The sequence below is a fragment of the Streptomyces silvae genome (assembly GCF_016745505.1).
Taxonomy (GTDB): Bacteria; Actinomycetota; Actinomycetes; order Streptomycetales; family Streptomycetaceae; genus Streptomyces; species Streptomyces silvae.
This window is the reverse complement of the sequence record NZ_JAERUC010000141.1, coordinates 1-15739: the sequence shown is the minus strand read 5'-3', so window position 1 is coordinate 15739 and position 15739 is coordinate 1. Positions and strand designations below refer to the sequence as shown.

Here is a 15739-nt window from a genome sequence, read left to right as displayed (position 1 = left end):
CCACATCACACCCCGACGCAACGGCATGTTCACGTCCGGGCATAAAACGTCTGAGAGACTTTGTTCCGACGGGGTACATAACCCCGTCCCGGCAAAGAAGCCGACGCTCCCGCACACACTCCGCCGCCACCCGGCCCTCCACGGCACGGGCGGCCCCCTGCCCGAAAGGTCTCCTCCATGCCCCTGGCCCTGCTCGCCCTCGCTGTGAGCGCCTTCGGCATCGGCACCACCGAGTTCGTGATGATGGGCCTGCTGCCCAACGTCGCGGACGATCTGGGAACGTCCGTACCCACCGCCGGTTACCTCGTCTCGGCGTACGCGATCGGCGTCGTCCTCGGTGCCCCGCTGCTCACCGGCCTCGGCTCCAGGATCCCGCGCAAGCGGATGCTCCTGCTGCTGATGGCCGTCTTCACCGTCGGCAACCTCGCCTCCGCCTTCGCCCCCGACTTCGGCTGGCTGCTGGCCGGACGCTTCCTGGCCGGGCTGCCGCACGGCGCCTTCTTCGGCGTCGGCGCGGTCGTCGCCGCCCGGCTCGTGCCGGACGGGCGCCAGGCCCGCGCCGTCGCCACCATGTTCCTCGGCCTGACCGTGGCCAACATCGTCGGCGTACCCGCCGCCACCCTGCTGGGCCAGCACCTCGGCTGGCGCGCCACCTTCCTGGTGGTCGCGGTGATCGGCCTGGTCGCGATGGCCGCGCTCGCCCGCCTCGTCCCGCAGATCCCCGTGGACGCGCACCAGAACGTACGCCGCGAGCTCAGCGCCCTCGGCAACCGTCAGGTCGTCCTCGGCCTGCTCACCGCCGTCCTCGGCTTCGCCGGTGTGTTCGCCGTCTACTCCTACCTCTCGTCCATGACGACCGAGGCCATGGGCTTCGGCGAGTCCTCGGTGACGCTCGTGCTCGCCCTCTTCGGCATCGGGATGACCCTCGGCGCACTCGCGGCCGGACCGCTGACCGACCGGGCGCTGCGCCCCACCCTCTACGGCTCGCTGGGCGCCCTCGCGGTCGTCCTCGTCGTCTTCCCGTTCGCCGTCCATGTGCAGTGGGCCGCGCTGGTCATGGTCGTCCTGCTCGGCGCCGTCGGCTTCATGACGACCACACCGCTGCAGATGCTCGTGATGAACAAGGCGAAGGACGCCCCCACCCTGGCGTCCGCCTCCAACCACTCCGCCTTCAACCTCGCCAACGCCGGCGGGGCCTGGCTCGGCGGGGTCGCCATCGCGGCGGGCTGGGGCTGGACGTCACCGGCCCTGGTCGGCGCGGTCCTGGCCGTGGCCGGACTCGCCGTGGCGGTCACCGCAGGTGTGCTGGACCGGACCCCGGGCACCTCGCGGGTCGTGGCGACGGGCACCCGCACCGAGACGCGCGAGCCGGCGGACACGCACTCCCTCTAGCCGGTACGACGACGGGCGGCGGGGGCGGCGGACGGGCCACCCCCGCCACGCCGCCGCCCGCCACCCCCGCCACGCCCCTGCCCCCACCCCAGCCGGGCCGCCGTGGCCAGCCCCGCGAGCGCCGCCAGCGGCAGCAGCAGCCGCACGTCCACCACGGCGACCAGCCCCGCGCCGGCCGCCAGTGCCACCGCGTTCGGCACCGTCATCAGTGAGGTGGCCGCCGCGGCCGTGCGGCCCAGCAGCGCGTCCGGCGTCTCCCGCTGCACCGCCGTCATCGCGGCGATCAGCACACACGGCAGACCGGCCCCGATCGCCGCGCTCGCCGCGAGGGCCACCGCGTCACCGCCGAGCGCCCGCGCCCCCACCGCCACCGCGAACACCGCGATCCCCGCCCCGCCGAAGGCCCGCTCCGGCATCCGCCGCAGCAGGGGCCCGGCCAGCAGCCCGGCCGCCACGGAACCCGCGCCCTGGACCGCGTACAGCACCCCGGCGAACGCCGGTGGACGGCCGAGCGCCTCCACGACGGCGTACACCGCCGCCCCGTTGAGCCCCGCCAGCAGCATCGTCAGCGCTCCCGCGTACACCAGCGGCCGCAGGGCCGCCGAGCCGCGCACCAGCCGGATGCCCGCCGCCGTACCGCCCCGCAGCGCCCTCCCGCCGGCCGGCCCCGCCGGTTCCCGCACCCGTGCGTAGACCAGGGCCGCCACGGCGAACGTCACCGCGTCCAGCACCACCACGGGACCCGCGCCGTACCGGGCGAACAGCCCGGCGCCCGCGAGGGGCGCGAGCAGCTTCATGCCCTCGTTCACCGTCGTACGCAGCCCGTTGAAGTCGCCCCTCAGCCGGGCGTCGACCGCCCCCGCCACCAGCGCGGCCTCCGCCGCGTCCAGCAGCACGCCGCTCACCCCGTACACGAACAGCACCGCGAACAGCACACCGATCCGGTGGTCCGGGGCGACGAGCAGGAGCGAGGCCATCAGGCCGCCCATCACCAGGTTCACCGTGACCAGCAGCAGCCTGCGGGACACCAGGTCCGCCACCGCACCCATGGCGGGGCCCGCCAGGACCGGCGCCCACATCGCGCACACCGTGAGGGCGGCCAGACTGTCCGACCCGGTCACCGACTTGACCCAGACACCGGCGGTCAGCCACATCGCGGACGTACCGAACCCGGAGACGAGCAGCCCCGTCAGGCAGAGCCGGGCCGTCCGATCCCGTACCACCGCGCCACACACCACCGTCCGCTCCCCGCATCCGCCCCGGCCCGCGCACCCGGCCGGGGGCGCTCACCCGGCCATGCTGACGACTGAGGTGGGGGCGCGGCATCGGGAGAATTCCTCACAACCGCGGCGGAACAGAGGCACGTTCACGCGCCGGGGCCCGCGTATCCTCCTCATGACATCTGGATGCGGCTCGGGGGAAGGACGCGCGGATGAGCGCAAACGGGGGCGGCGCGCCATGGAATCCGTACGGGGGAGGGCAGCCCGCACCCCCGGTGCGCCGGCTGACCTTCGGACGGCTCTTCAACCCGATCGCCGTGGGGCGTGCGGTGTTCACCCCCTCCCGGCCGGACCGTGTGCACGACCCGGCGGTGAAGAAGGCACAGGTCGTACGGACCGTCCTCGGGATGGGCGCCATCGTGTGGATGCTGCTGTCCTACGGGCTGGCATCGGACGCCGACGCCGTGATGGACGACCGCTTCGGCCAGATCCGCACCACCCTCATCACGCTGGCGGTGACCTTCCCGGTCGCCGTCGCCGTGTTCATCGCGGCGGCCCGCCCGCCCCACCGGGGCCTGTTCCTGCGCCGCGCCGCCAAGCCCGCCGGGGCGCTGCTCGCCCTGTTCGTCACGCTCGCCACGCCGAGGCTGATCACCGGGCTGGGCTACGTCACCGAGGACACGGACTGGACGGCGTCACCGGGGCGGGTGCTGCTCCTGTTCGCCCTGGGCGCCTGGCTCCTGTGGCTGGCCCCCTTCGCCCTGTACGGCATCGCGCAGTCGCTCGTGCACGTCTTCCGCACGGCGGACCTCCACGAGACCGTCCCCCCGCTGCTCGCGACGCTGCTCGTCTGGGAGGTCGCCCTCTTCGACCTCTTCCAGGGCGCCTACGGCAGCGTGCCGTTCGCGGTGCGGCTGGCCCTCACCCTGGGAGGACCGCTGTCGGTCACCGCCCTGGCGCTGTGGGAGCTCCGGCGGCTGCGCACACGGCACGGCATCACCCTGCGCGGGGCACTGCTCCGCTGACGCCCGCCGGCTCCCGCTCCCGGCGACGCCGACGGCGCCGGTCCGTACCGCTCGTACGGACCGGCGCCCGGCGCCCCGGTCAACTCGACTCGCGCCACCGGTTCGTGATCGGCAGCCGGCGGTCCTTGCCGAAGCCCTTCGGCGAGATCTTCGTGCCCGGCGGGTACTGCCGCCGCTTGTACTCCGCCGTGTCCACCATCCGCAGCGTCCTCGTCACCAGCGCCTCGTCGAACCCGGCCGCCACGATCGCGTCCAGGCCCTGGTCCCGGTCGACGTACAGCTCCAGGATCCGGTCCAGCACGTCGTAGTCCGGCAGCGAGTCCGTGTCCACCTGGTCCGGCCGCAGTTCGGCGCTCGGCGGCTTGGTGATGGACGCCTCCGGGATCGGCGGGGTCTGCCCGCGCTCCTCGGCCGCGCGGTTGCGCCACTTCGCGAGGCGGAAGACCGACGTCTTGTACACGTCCTTGATCGGCCCGTACGCCCCCACGGAGTCCCCGTACAGCGTGGAATAGCCCACCGCCAGCTCGGACTTGTTGCCCGGCGCGAGCACGATCTGGCCCTCCTGGTTGGAGACGGCCATCAGCATCGTGCCGCGCAGCCGCGACTGGAGGTTCTCCTCGGCGAGACCGGTGAGCCCCAGCGACCCCATGTACGCGTCGAACATCGGCTCGATCGGTACGGTGCGGAAGTTCAGCCCGGTACGCCGGGCCAGCTCCGCCGCGTCGCCCTTGGAGTGGTCGGAGGAGTACTTCGAGGGCATCGAGATGCCGTACACGTGCCGGGCCCCCAGCGCGTCGCAGGCGATCGCCGCGACCAGCGCCGAGTCGATGCCGCCGGAGAGCCCGATCAGGACGCTGCTGAACCCGTTCTTCGCGGCGTACGCGCGCAGCCCCACGACCAGCGCCGAGTACAGCTCCTCGTCGTCGTCGAGCCGCTCCGCGTAGCCGCCGGCCAGCTCCGGCTCGTAGGCGGGGAGCGGCTCCTCGCTCAGCACCACGTGGTCCACGCGCAGCCCGTCGTTGACGACCCCGGACGGCGGCCGGTCCGCCGCGGCCGGCAGGTCCAGGTCGAGGATCACGCTGCCCTCGGCGAACTGCGGGGCGCGGGCGATGACTTCGCCGTGCCGGTCGACGACGATCGAGTCCCCGTCGAAGACCAGCTCGTCCTGGCCGCCGATCATCGCCAGGTACGCCGTCGTGCAGCCGGCCTCCTGGGCGCGCTTGCGGACCAGCTCCAGCCGGGTGTCGTCCTTGTCGCGCTCGTACGGCGAGGCGTTGATCGACAGCAGCAGCCCGGCACCGGCGGCGCGCGCCGCCGGGACACGACCGCCGTCCTGCCAGAGGTCCTCGCAGATCGCGAGCGCCACGTCGACGCCGTGCACCCGCACGACGGGCATCGAGTCGCCCGGCACGAAGTACCGGAACTCGTCGAAGACGCCGTAGTTCGGCAGGTGGTGCTTGGCGAAGTTCAGTGCGATCCGGCCCCGGTGCAGCACCGCGGCGGCGTTGCGCGGGGACCCGGCGGGCTGGCCGTAGCGCGCCGCGGCCGACTCGGAGCGGTCGAGGTAGCCGACGACGACCGGCAGCTCCCCGAAGCCCTCCTTGTCGAGGCGGGCGGCCAGCGCGCGCAGCGCACCGCGCGAGGCCTCGACGAAGGAGGACCGCAGGGCCAGGTCCTCGACGGGGTAGCCGGTCAGCACCATCTCGGGGAACGCCACCAGGTGGGCGCCCTGCTCGGCGGCGTGCCGGGTCCAGTGGACGATCGACTCGGAGTTGCCGGCGAGGTCTCCGACGGTCGCGTCGATCTGATTGAGAGCGAGACGTAGTTGAGGCACCCCGCCAGTGTAATCGTCTGACTGACGCGATGCCCTGGTGCACCTGACGGGAGCCACCCCGTCCGGGAGCGGCGGACCGCCCCCGGACGGGCCCGGTGAGGGGTCAGCGCAGGTAGCCGAGGACCGTCATCATCCCCGCCTCCGCGTGGTAGACGTTGTGGCAGTGCAGCATTCACAGCCCCGGGTTGTCCGCGTCGAAGTCGACGGTCAGCGTGCGCCCCGGCAGGATCGCCGCGGTGTCCTTGCGCGCCCCGAGACCGGCCCCCTGACCCGTGCCGGCCAGCGCGAACGTGTGGCCGTGCAGATGGAGGGGGTGCCACATGGCGGTGCGGTTGGTGAAGACCAGGCGCACCCGCTCCCCGGCCCGGACGGGGCTGCGCGCCGCCGGGTCGTAACTCTTGCCGTCGAAGCCCCAGTCGTACGCCGCCATGGAGCCCGTGAGCGTGATCCGCACGGTCCGGTCGGGCTCACGCTCCGCCAGTGCCACCGACTCGTCCGGGGCCAGCCGGTCGGCCGTGACCAGCTCGCCGTCCAGCTCGGCGGGCCGCACGGAGGCGGGCGGCAGCGCCCCCGTCCCCGTACGCAGCACGGCCAGGGCCGAGGCGCCCTTGCCCTCGGCGAGGGCGGTCAGCGGGAAGACCCCGTCGCCGGCCGTCACCAGCACGTCGTAACGCTCACCCATGCCGAGCAGCAGGGCGTCGGTCTCCGCGTGCCGCACCGGGAAGCCGTCCGTGTGCGTCACGGTCATCCGGTGACCGCCGAGCGCCAGCCGGAACGCGGTGTCCCCGCCGGCGTTGATGACGCGCAGCCGGATGCGGTCGCCCGGCCGGGCCTCGAAGACCGAGGGGTCCTCGCCCCTGCGCCCGTTGACCAGGTAGTGGGGGTAGGCGACATCGCCGGCGTGGCCGCCGAGCAGATCGCTCTCCGCCCCCTCCAGCAGACGGGAGGGGCCCTCGGCGCGGCCCGCGCGCGCCGAGTCGTGACCGGCGGCGTCGTGGGCGGCGCCCCGGCCCTTGGTGAGCTCGTCGAGGACCGCGTCGGGGGTGGAGCCGTCCACCCCGTCCAGCCAGTCGTCGAGGACGACGACCCACTCCTTGTCGTAGGCGAGCGGCTCCTTCGGGTCCTCGACGATCAGCGGCGCGTACAGCCCCCGGTCGAGCTGGACCCCGGAGTGCGGGTGGATCCAGTGGGTCCCCGGGTGCGTGACCGCGAACCGGTAGGTGAAGTCGGCGCCCGCCTTGACCGGCTGCTGGGTCAGCGTCGGCACCCCGTCCATGTCGTTGCGGATCGAGAGGCCGTGCCAGTGCATGGTGGTGCTCTGCGTCAGATGGTTGGCCAGGGCGAGCTCCAGGGTGTCGCCCGCCGTGATCCGGATCGCGTCACCGGGCAGACGGTCCCCGTACGCCCAGGTGGGGACGGTGAGCCCGCCGCCCAGGTCGAGGCGGGAGGCGGCGGCGGTGAGCGAGACCTTCCGCAGCGGCCCGGCGCCCCGCCGGTTCTCCGCGTCCACCACCTCCGGCCCGTCGGGGGTGACGTACTGGTCCGCGGCGCGCGCGGGGGAGGGGGCGCGGGAGGGAGAGGCGGGGGCCGGGGGCGCGACGGCCGGGGACGCCACGGCCCGGAAGGCGAGGCCTGCTGTTCCCGCGAGGGCGATACCGGCGCCGAGCAGGGCGCGACGAGTGGGCATTTCAGACATATTGCGCACCGTACCCCTGGCGGGTATAAGCGCGGCGCCCCGACACCCGGCGGCCCGGCGCTCCTCCCGCGTACGAGGGGCGCCGGGCCTTCCGGGTCGGTGCGACGGGGGCACGGGCGGTGCCCCGGCAGGGGCGTCAGCCGCGGGCGTAGACCATCTCCGCCCAGCCGGCGACCTGCTCGTCCGTGAGGTGGAGCGCCAGGTCGGCCTCGCTGATCATGCCGATCAGCTTCTTGTCCTCGACCACGGGGAGCCGGCGGATCCGGTGGCTCTGCATCTCCTCCAGCACCGCCTCGACGTCCGCCGACGACTCGATCCAGCGCGGGGTGCCCTCGCAGAGTTCGCCCGCCGTCACCTTCGACGGATCGTGTCCCTCCGCCACACAGCCGATCACGATGTCGCGGTCGGTGATGATCCCGACCATCCGATCCTGCTCACCGTTGGCGGAGACGGGAAGTGCCCCCACCTTGTGGTCACGCATCATCTGCGCGGCGCGGTCGAGCGTCTCGTGGGCGGGGATCCAGTGGGCCCCCGTGTGCATGATGTCCTTGGCCGTGGTCATGGGCTTGCCTCCTGCGTGCCCGTGGGCACTGGTGTACGGCCCCGAGTCCTTCCATCGTCACGGGCCCGCCCGGCGCACGCGAACGCTGTCACCCGTTCGGCCGTACGCCGGGCCGTTCCCGCGCTCAGGAACGGGGCGCCGCCCCGCGCGCCGCGAGCATGTCCGCCATCAGGTCCAGCTCGGACTGCTGGGCCTCGACCATGCCCCGGGCCAGGCGCTTCTCCACGGGCACGGTGCACCGCTCGGCACAGCCGCGGGCCATCGCGACGCCGCCCTTGTGGTGGTCGGTCATCAGCTGCAGGAAGAGGATCTCGGCCTGCTTCCCACGGGCCGCACGGAGCTGCCCGAGCTCGGTCCTGGTCGCCATGCCGGGCATGAGGGCCCCGTCACGGTCCATACCGTCCATCCCCGCCATGCCGTGCATGTCGTGACCGCTGTGGCTGTCCCCGGCCTCCTCCATCCAGGCCATCGGCTCCTGCCCGTCCGGCGCCGTCTTCGGGAGCTCCCACAGGTCCAGCCAGCCGAGCAGCATGCCCCGCTGGTTGGACTGGGTCTGGGCGATGTCGTACGCGAGACGCCGTACGTCCTCGTCCCGCGTCACATCCCGCACGAGGAACGACATCTCCACCGCCTGCTGATGGTGGACGGCCATGTCCCGCGCGAACCCCGCGTCCGCGGACCGCGCCGAGGGCGTACGGGGCACGGAGGCCGGAACCCCGTCGTCCCGCGCGGAGGCGACCGTGGCCGCACCGGCGAACAGCAGGGCGAGGGCCACGGCGGAGCCCATGACCCACCGCGTACGCCGGGTGAGCACCGGGCTCGGGTCGTGCGCCGGACCCGGGTCGTGCGCCAGGCTCACCCGTCGACCCCGCCGGTGCAGGGCGCGCCCGGCTCGGGCGTCTGCGCGCCCTGGACGTACCGCGCGAAGAAGCGGGCCACCCGCGGGTCGTCCGCCCCGTCCACCGTGACCTGCTTGCCCCAGGCGCTCAGCATGATGGCGCCGTCCTGGCCCTCGTACGGCGACATCAGGGAGTACGGGGTGCTCCCGACCCGGGACGCGAGCGCCTCGACATCGGAGGCGGACGCCTTGCCGTTGTACGTCACCCAGACCGAGCCGTGCTCCAGGGCGTGCACGGCGTTGACGTTCGGGACGGCCTTTTCGTATACGACGCCGTCGCAGTTCAGCCAGGCCGGATTGTGGTTCCCGCCGACGGGAGGCTCCATCGGGTACTTCACGTCCGTGGTCACGTGGTCGCGGGTCAGCTTCTTCGCGTCCCACGTCTTCTCGCCCGCGATCGGCTCCGCGGCGAGGTCCGCCTTCTCCTGCTCGGTCTGCTTGGAGTCCTGGGCCCGGCTCTCCCCGGACTTCTCCTTCGCCTCGGACTTCTCCAGGAGCATGTAGGACCCGAAACCCAGCAGCCCGGCGACCACGACGGCACTCAGGCCTATGGCGACGACGCGGTTACGGCGGTCGCGCGCACGGTCGGCACTGCGCATCTGCTCTATGCGGGTCCTGCGGTCGAAGCTCATGACGTCGGGTCCTTCTGCCAAGGGGTCGGGAGGGACGGGAGCGGAGCGGGAAAACCTGGTCGTGGCGGGCCATGGCCGGGCGGCCGCGGCCCTTGCACACCACGGGCGCCGATCGTAGTGGGTGGCCGCGTGCTCTCTCTCACACCGTGTGCGTAATCTGGGTGAAATCCCGGGTCGTGATACTGAGGTGTCTCCCCTACCCCGGGCGGTGGTGCACGGACCGTCTGAACTGCAAGGATGTGGCTATGGACAAGCAGCAGGAATTCGTCCTCAGGACCCTTGAGGAGCGCGACATCCGCTTCGTACGGCTGTGGTTCACCGATGTCCTCGGTTACCTCAAGTCCGTCGCCGTGGCCCCTGCCGAGCTCGAACAGGCCTTTGACGAGGGCATCGGCTTCGATGGCTCCGCGATCGAGGGCTTCGCCCGTGTATACGAATCGGACATGATCGCGAAGCCGGACCCCGGCACGTTCCAGATCCTTCCGTGGCGCGCGGAGGCCCCGGGCACGGCGCGGATGTTCTGCGACATCCTGATGCCGGACGGCTCGCCCTCCTTCGCCGACCCCCGCTTCGTCCTCAAGCGCATCCTCGCGAAGACGTCCGACCTGGGCTTCACCTTCTACACCCACCCGGAGATCGAGTTCTTCCTGCTGAAGAACAAGCCGGTCGACGGCAGCCGCCCCACCCCGGCCGACAGCTCCGGCTACTTCGACCACACCCCGCAGAACGTCGGCATGGACTTCCGCCGCCAGGCGATCACCATGCTCGAATCGATGGGCATCTCGGTCGAGTTCAGCCACCACGAGGGCGCCCCCGGCCAGCAGGAGATCGACCTGCGGTACGCGGACGCGCTCTCCACCGCCGACAACATCATGACCTTCCGCCTGGTCATGAAGCAGGTCGCGCTGGAGCAGGGCGTGCAGGCCACCTTCATGCCGAAGCCGTTCTCGGAGTACCCGGGCTCGGGCATGCACACCCACCTCTCCCTCTTCGAGGGCGACCGCAACGCCTTCTACGAGTCGGGCGCCGAGTACCAGCTCTCCAAGGTCGGCCGGTCCTTCATCGCGGGCCTGCTCACGCACGCCGCGGAGATCTCCGCCGTGACCAACCAGTGGGTCAACTCGTACAAGCGCATCTGGGGCGGCTCCAGCCGCTCCGCCGGCGCGGGCGGCGAGGCACCCTCGTACATCTGCTGGGGCCACAACAACCGCTCCGCACTGATCCGCGTCCCGATGTACAAGCCCGGCAAGACCGGCTCGGCCCGCGTCGAGGTCCGCTCCATCGACTCCGGCGCCAACCCCTACCTGACGTACGCCGTGCTGCTCGCTGCGGGCCTCAAGGGCATCGAGGAGGGCTACGAACTCCCGGCCGGCGCCGACGACGACGTCTGGGCCCTCTCCGACTCGGAACGCCGCGCGATGGGCATCGAGCCGCTCCCGCAGAACCTGGGCGAGGCGATCTCGCTGATGGAGAAGAGCGAACTGGTCGCCGAGACGCTGGGCGAGCACGTCTTCGACTTCTTCCTGCGCAACAAGAAGCAGGAGTGGGAGGAGTACCGCAGCGAGGTCACGGCCTTCGAGCTGAAGAACCTGCTGCCGGTGCTGTAAGCACAGGTCAGCGCCGTCGAGGCGCGTGTACACGGCTTCGGGCCGGCGGGTCCGTCCCGTCGGCCCGAAGCCGTATCAGTGTGCGGGGCCCGGTTGGATCAGGCTTGGCCGGTCTTCACTTGCGCTAACCTCTTCGTCCATGTCTGCCCAGGTGTGCGGCGTGGTGTGGCCGAGGAACAGGCAACAGCCTTCGCCGTCAGGGCCCGGGCCGACGGCGGGGCAGTCCGGGAGGGCGGCCAGGGCCACTGCGGTCTCGCTCCAGCGGAGCCACAGCGCGGTGCCGTACTCCAGGTCATCGAGCAGGCCGTGGTGCTCACCGGTGTTGTGCGCCGAGAGCTGGCACTGCGCAGCACTGTCGACGTAGCCCGAGGTCGACCGCTCCCGCGCTTCCAGCGCCAGGCCCGGCGGCACGCGGCGCCAATGCGTGCCCCGAATCACGGCGCCATCCGGAAGGAAGCGCGCTGGTCCCGCTCCACGCGACGCTGGCAGGCGCATGGAGGGAAGCCGCCGAGGGTGTCCGGTGGTACCCGCTCATCGCCTACGCGTGTCTCGGTGGGAGGCCCCCATGTCCGGCCGGAATCGCGCGACACCCGCAGTGTCATCCGTACGGAACCAGCGCTGGACGATGGCATGAGTGAGTCCCTCCGGAGTCATCGCTACGCGACGACCTCTCTAGAGATATCAGTGAAGACGCCCTCCAGGGTGTGCCGCTCCGTGGGGCCGGAGGGCGAGTTGGTAGGTGCCAGGCCGGCCGCGTTCCATGCGTGGGGACGCACGTTCCATTCGTGGAAGCAGCCTCTAGGCTGTCCAGAGAGGCGAGGGAGAGATCATTCATGGCCACCGAAGGCGCCAAGAGGCAGCCGAAGTACCAGCGCATCGCGGATGCGCTGCGGGATGCCATTCAGGTCGGGCGCTACGGCCCTGGCGATCGGCTGCCGGGCGAGAATGATCTGATGGCCGACCACGGAGTGGCGCGCATGACCGCCCGCCAGGCCCTTGGCCTCCTGCAGAACGAAGGCATTGCCGAGTCCCGGCAGGGCGCAGGGGTGTTCGTACGCTCCTTTCGCCCTCTGAGACGCCGGGGCATCACGCGGCTGGCTCAGTCGCAGTGGGGTGAGGGCCGTTCGGTCTGGGCGGCGGAGACCGGGGGCCGTGTCCTCGTGGTGGACAACGTGAGAGTCACGGAGGAACCGGTGCCCGACCGCGTTGCCGGAGTGTTGGGAATGGAGCCGGGCAGTCCTGTCTGCGTACGTCGTCGCCGTTTCGTGCTGGACGGCAAGCCGGTTCTCCTGGCCACCTCGTACCTCCCCGCCTCACTGGTCGCAGGGTCCGCGGTCACCCGAGAGGACACGGGCCCGGGAGGCGTGTACGCACGACTCGCCGAACTGGGCTTCAAGCCCGTCCACTTCCGGGAGGAGATTCGCTCGCGTATGCCTTCCAAGGCCGAGGCGGACGACCTGCAACTCTCGACAGGCACTCCCGTCATGCTGATCTGTCGCACTGCGTTCGCGGACGAGGGCCGACCCGTCGAGGTGAACGAGATGACGCTCGACTCCGCTTCCTACGTCCTTGAGTACGACTTCGACGCATAGAGCCGGGCCACTCGGCATCGGCTACGCCGGAGGCCCGTTTTCCAGTCTGGGCTCGGGGTGCTCCGCCGCCCAGGAGGCCAGGATGCGCAGGCCGTCGTGGGAGGGGATGCCCGGTTCGGCGGTCCGGACGACCAGTTGCTGGTCGGGGTCGGTCGTGCAGGTGAGGGCGTCGCAGTCGAAGGTCAGCTCACCGGCGACGGGGTGGTGCAGGATCTTGCTGCCCCTGCTCCGGGTGGCGATGTGGTGTCGCCCCACCAGCGCCGGAAGTCGTCGTCCGCATGGAGAGTTCACCAACGAGGGCCGCCATGCGCTGGTCCTGAGTATTGCGGCCCGTTTCCATACGGAGCGTCCATCGGATTCCAGGCGTGAATGTCCATGCGGCGGCCCACCTCCGGGCCACGGCGGCCGGCCCGGGCACGGTCTGCTGACTGCGGCGGGTGGATACCGGCAGGGGTTTCGGCACTTCCGCCGCCCTCCGCATCGCGGGCAACTGTCCTTGGTCCCTTCAGATTTCGTCCCGGGCGCCCTGGGGCCGGTGGTGGCGGTCGTAGTGGCGGGCCGCGCGGGCGCGGTTGCCGCAGGCGGGTTTGCACCACTCCTGGCGGCCGTGGCCCTTCACGAAGTAGCGCACGCAGCGAGGTGCCGTGCAGGCCCGCAGCCGGTCGCGCTGCGGGCCGCCGAGGAAGTCGACGGCCGCCCGCGCGAGCGCCGCGAGGAGTACGGGGTGCGGGTCGTCCCGTGTCGCCGACAGGCGTGTCACCGGGGGGCCTTCGGGCGGCCAGTCCAGCCGGGGGACCACGGGGACCAGCGCGGCGGTCGCGTTCAGGTGGGCCACGGCGCGGTCCACCGGCATCAGCCGGTGCGCGTCCGGGGGGCTGGGGCGCGCGGGGCTGACCGCGCGGGCGAACAGCGCCCGCACCGCGCGCCGTACCTCCACGACGCGGAGCCGCAGGTCCTCGTCCACCGTTCCCCCGTACGCGGGGACGTGGTCGTCCAGCAGCGTCCGGTGGTGGGCGATCCAGTCCTCCAGGCCCTGGACCGTGGCCAGATCGTCCGTCACCCCGCCCTCGCCGTCGTGGCGGATCGTGCTCGCCAGCTCCAGTGCCGCCCAGCGCTCCATGAGGCCCCGCTCCTGCCCGTACCGGTTGATTGCCGTGGCGCACACACCCTATGGTCTCTAACGGATAACTGGAAACAAGCATTAGGGGGAGTCGTGGCCTTGTTGCTCGCGCAGATCAGTGACCTGCACCTGGACGGGACCGAGAGGGCCACCCGGCGCGCCGTACGCGTCATGGACCACCTCAGGGCCCTGCCCCGCCCCGTCGACGCCGTGCTGGTCACCGGGGACATCGCGGACCACGGGGCGGAGGCGGAGTACGAGGAGGCCGCGCGGATCCTGGCCGCGCCCTTCCCGGTCCTCCCGTGCCCCGGGAACCACGACGTGCGTCCGGCGTACCGGAAGGCGCTGCTGGGGGAGGCGCCCGAGGCCGGGCCCGTCAACCGCGTCCACCACATCGCGGGCGTGGCGATCCTGATGTGCGACTCCACCATCCCCGGCCGCGACGAGGGGCGCCTCGACGAGCGGACGCTCGCCTGGATCGACTCCACGCTGGCCGGACTGCCCGAGGGGCAGCGGGCCCTGATCGCCTTTCACCAGCCGCCCGTCGAACTCCACCACCCGCTGCCCGACTCCGGCATGCTGGAGCGCCCCGGTGACCTGGCGGCCCTGCTCGACGCACACCCGCGGGTCGCCGCCGTCCTCACCGGGCACGCCCACACCGCGGCGGCGTCCGTCTTCGCGGGGCGCCCCCTGATCGTGGGGCCGGCGATCACCTGGACGCTGCGGATGCCCTGGGAGGGCGACCGCCCCGCCGACCGCGAGCAGCCCCCCGGCCTCGCCTTCCACGTCCTGGGCGACGACGGCCGGCTGACCACCCACTACCGGGTCGTGATCTGAGCCCCACCCCGCGCGCCCGGGCGCCGCTGTCAGTCGAAGCTTCGCGCCATCTCTTCGAGGACCTCGTCGATCACTTCGCCGGGCGCCCGGGCCAGGTCCTCCTCGATCCACATGCGCATCGCGATCCGCAGCGTCGAGAGGAACGCGGCCGCCAGGACCGCCGGACGGACCGGGCCGTTCCGGGGGCCCTTCCGTACGGCTATGGCGTCCGCCAGGTCACGCTCCAGCTCCGCGTGATTGGCGAGCTGGCGGGCCAGGAGCGAGGGGTGGCGCATGGCGAGCCTCGTGCGCACGGCCCACTCCCGCTCCGGGGGCTCGACCCGTCGCGAGAACTCCGTCACCGCCGCCCTCAGCGCCGTCCAGGCCGGCTCGTCGGCGGGGCGGTCCCTGATGGCGCGCACCAGTGAGCCGATGAGCTGTTCCTCGCCGTAGAGGAGGGCGTCCTCCTTGTTGGTGAAGTAGTTCGAGAACGTCCTGCGGGAGATGCCGGCCGCGTCGGCCACCGCCTCCACCGTCACTTGGTCGAAGCCGAGCTCGACGGTCAGCCGCATCGTCGCCTCGTGCACGGCCTGCCGCGTGGCCGCCTTCTTGCGTTCCCGCAGTCCCACAGGGCTTTCCATACGCCCATTATCTACGCGGCGCATCGGTGCGACCAGGGAAGTTGCACAGTGAGCAAAATTGCCCACTGTGCATGTATGATGAAGCCTTCCTCTCCGCTCCCCCTTTTCTGCTGCACCCTTCCTTCCCGAACACCCTCGAATGCCCCGGAGGTTGCGCGTGAGCGCACAGACGGCCGCGCCCGCAGAGGCCGCGCCCATGGACCACCGCCACGTGATGCGCGCCCTGAGCGGGCTGCTGATCGTGCTGTTCGTGGCGATGATCAGCAGCACGGTGGTCTCGGTCGCCCTCCCGCAGATCATCGGATCGCTGAACGGCACCCAGTCCCAGTACACCTGGGTCGTCACCGCGACCCTGCTGGCCTCCACGGCCTCCACCCCGATCTGGGGCAAGCTCGCCGACCTGTTCAGCAAGAAGCTGCTGCTCCAGATAGCCATCGGCCTGTTCGTCGTCTCGTCGATCGCCTGCGGCTTCGCCCAGTCCACCGGGCAGCTCATCGGCTTCCGAGTGATCCAGGGCCTCGGCATGGGCGCGCTCCAGGTGCTCGTCCAGGTGATCATCGCCGCGATGATCAGCCCCAAGGAGCGCGGCCGGTACAACGGTTACCTCGGCGGCGTCATGGCCGTGGCCACCGTCGGCGGGCCGCTGCTCGGCGGGTTCATCACCGACACCTCGTGGCTCGGCTGGCGCTGGTGCTTCTTCATCG

The 15739-nt window shown here is 71.8% G+C and carries 16 protein-coding genes; 6 read left to right on the top strand and 10 right to left on the bottom strand.

What is annotated here, in order from left to right:
• The first annotated feature begins 177 nt into the window (after positions 1 to 177).
• Positions 178 to 1392, top strand: coding sequence for an MFS transporter (locus JKV81_RS21455; protein WP_202077278.1), 1215 nt, complete (start codon positions 178 to 180; stop codon positions 1390 to 1392).
• Here the strand turns inward: JKV81_RS21455 and JKV81_RS21450 are convergent.
• The gene (locus tag JKV81_RS21450) at positions 1389 to 2630 is read right to left on the bottom strand and encodes an MFS transporter (protein ID WP_202077275.1); all 1242 of its coding nucleotides are present in this window, start codon (positions 2628 to 2630) and stop codon (positions 1389 to 1391) included. The genes JKV81_RS21455 and JKV81_RS21450 overlap by 4 nt on opposite strands.
• Before the next feature lie 194 nt (positions 2631 to 2824).
• On the opposite strand from JKV81_RS21450, the gene JKV81_RS21445 reads away from it, so the two are divergent.
• A complete protein-coding gene (locus JKV81_RS21445; protein ID WP_129262433.1) occupies positions 2825 to 3637 on the top strand; it encodes a hypothetical protein in 813 nt (270 codons plus the stop codon).
• A 79-nt stretch (positions 3638 to 3716) separates the two neighbouring features.
• On the opposite strand, the gene JKV81_RS21440 is transcribed toward JKV81_RS21445, so the two are convergent.
• The 5 genes from JKV81_RS21440 to JKV81_RS21420 form a co-directional block, all read right to left on the bottom strand.
• Complete coding sequence (locus JKV81_RS21440; protein WP_202077271.1) at positions 3717 to 5471, bottom strand: NAD+ synthase; 1755 nt, start codon at positions 5469 to 5471, stop codon at positions 3717 to 3719.
• A 172-nt stretch (positions 5472 to 5643) separates the two neighbouring features.
• Complete coding sequence (locus JKV81_RS21435) at positions 5644 to 7158, bottom strand: multicopper oxidase family protein (RefSeq protein WP_372444237.1); 1515 nt, start codon at positions 7156 to 7158, stop codon at positions 5644 to 5646.
• Positions 7159 to 7303: 145 nt separating this feature from the next.
• Positions 7304 to 7729 (bottom strand): CBS domain-containing protein, encoded by a 426-nt coding sequence (locus JKV81_RS21430; protein ID WP_129262427.1) that lies wholly within the window; start codon positions 7727 to 7729, stop codon positions 7304 to 7306.
• Between the two features lie 124 nt (positions 7730 to 7853).
• A complete protein-coding gene (locus tag JKV81_RS21425) occupies positions 7854 to 8516 on the bottom strand; it encodes a DUF305 domain-containing protein (protein ID WP_202077301.1) in 663 nt (220 codons plus the stop codon).
• A 68-nt stretch (positions 8517 to 8584) separates the two neighbouring features.
• The gene (locus JKV81_RS21420) at positions 8585 to 9259 is read right to left on the bottom strand and encodes a thioredoxin-like domain-containing protein (RefSeq protein WP_129262422.1); all 675 of its coding nucleotides are present in this window, start codon (positions 9257 to 9259) and stop codon (positions 8585 to 8587) included.
• Positions 9260 to 9504: 245 nt separating this feature from the next.
• Between JKV81_RS21420 and glnA2 the strand changes: the two genes are divergently transcribed.
• Positions 9505 to 10866, top strand: a complete 1362-nt coding sequence (glnA2, locus tag JKV81_RS21415) for a gamma-glutamylpolyamine synthetase GlnA2 (protein WP_099176388.1) — start codon at positions 9505 to 9507, stop codon at positions 10864 to 10866.
• A 75-nt stretch (positions 10867 to 10941) separates the two neighbouring features.
• Here glnA2 and JKV81_RS21410 read toward each other — a convergent pair whose 3' ends face one another.
• Complete coding sequence (locus JKV81_RS21410; RefSeq protein WP_307820589.1) at positions 10942 to 11304, bottom strand: hypothetical protein; 363 nt, start codon at positions 11302 to 11304, stop codon at positions 10942 to 10944.
• 395 nt (positions 11305 to 11699) lie between these two features.
• Here JKV81_RS21410 and JKV81_RS21405 point away from each other — a divergent pair, with 395 nt between their 5' ends.
• On the top strand, positions 11700 to 12458 hold the full coding sequence (locus tag JKV81_RS21405; RefSeq protein WP_202077268.1) for a GntR family transcriptional regulator: 759 nt from the start codon (positions 11700 to 11702) through the stop codon (positions 12456 to 12458).
• Between the two features lie 21 nt (positions 12459 to 12479).
• Here the strand turns inward: JKV81_RS21405 and JKV81_RS21400 are convergent, their stop codons facing one another.
• Both JKV81_RS21400 and JKV81_RS21395 read right to left on the bottom strand, forming a co-directional pair.
• Entirely contained in the window at positions 12480 to 12713 is a 234-nt protein-coding gene (locus JKV81_RS21400; RefSeq protein WP_129262416.1) for an MmyB family transcriptional regulator, read from the bottom strand.
• A gap of 250 nt (positions 12714 to 12963) precedes the next feature.
• The gene (locus JKV81_RS21395) at positions 12964 to 13578 is read right to left on the bottom strand and encodes a CGNR zinc finger domain-containing protein (RefSeq protein WP_202077265.1); all 615 of its coding nucleotides are present in this window, start codon (positions 13576 to 13578) and stop codon (positions 12964 to 12966) included.
• Between the two features lie 99 nt (positions 13579 to 13677).
• Between JKV81_RS21395 and JKV81_RS21390 the strand changes: the two genes are divergently transcribed.
• Positions 13678 to 14415, top strand: coding sequence for a metallophosphoesterase (locus tag JKV81_RS21390; RefSeq protein WP_129266917.1), 738 nt, complete (start codon positions 13678 to 13680; stop codon positions 14413 to 14415).
• A 29-nt stretch (positions 14416 to 14444) separates the two neighbouring features.
• Here the strand turns inward: JKV81_RS21390 and JKV81_RS21385 are convergent, their stop codons facing one another.
• Positions 14445 to 15035 carry an acyl-CoA-like ligand-binding transcription factor gene (locus JKV81_RS21385; protein WP_129262412.1) on the bottom strand — a complete coding sequence of 197 codons (591 nt, stop codon included), beginning with the start codon at positions 15033 to 15035 and terminating at the stop codon, positions 14445 to 14447.
• A gap of 196 nt (positions 15036 to 15231) precedes the next feature.
• On the opposite strand from JKV81_RS21385, the gene JKV81_RS21380 reads away from it, so the two are divergent.
• Positions 15232 to 15739: MFS transporter (locus tag JKV81_RS21380; protein ID WP_202077298.1), on the top strand; the 508-nt coding region annotated here is incomplete at its 3' end.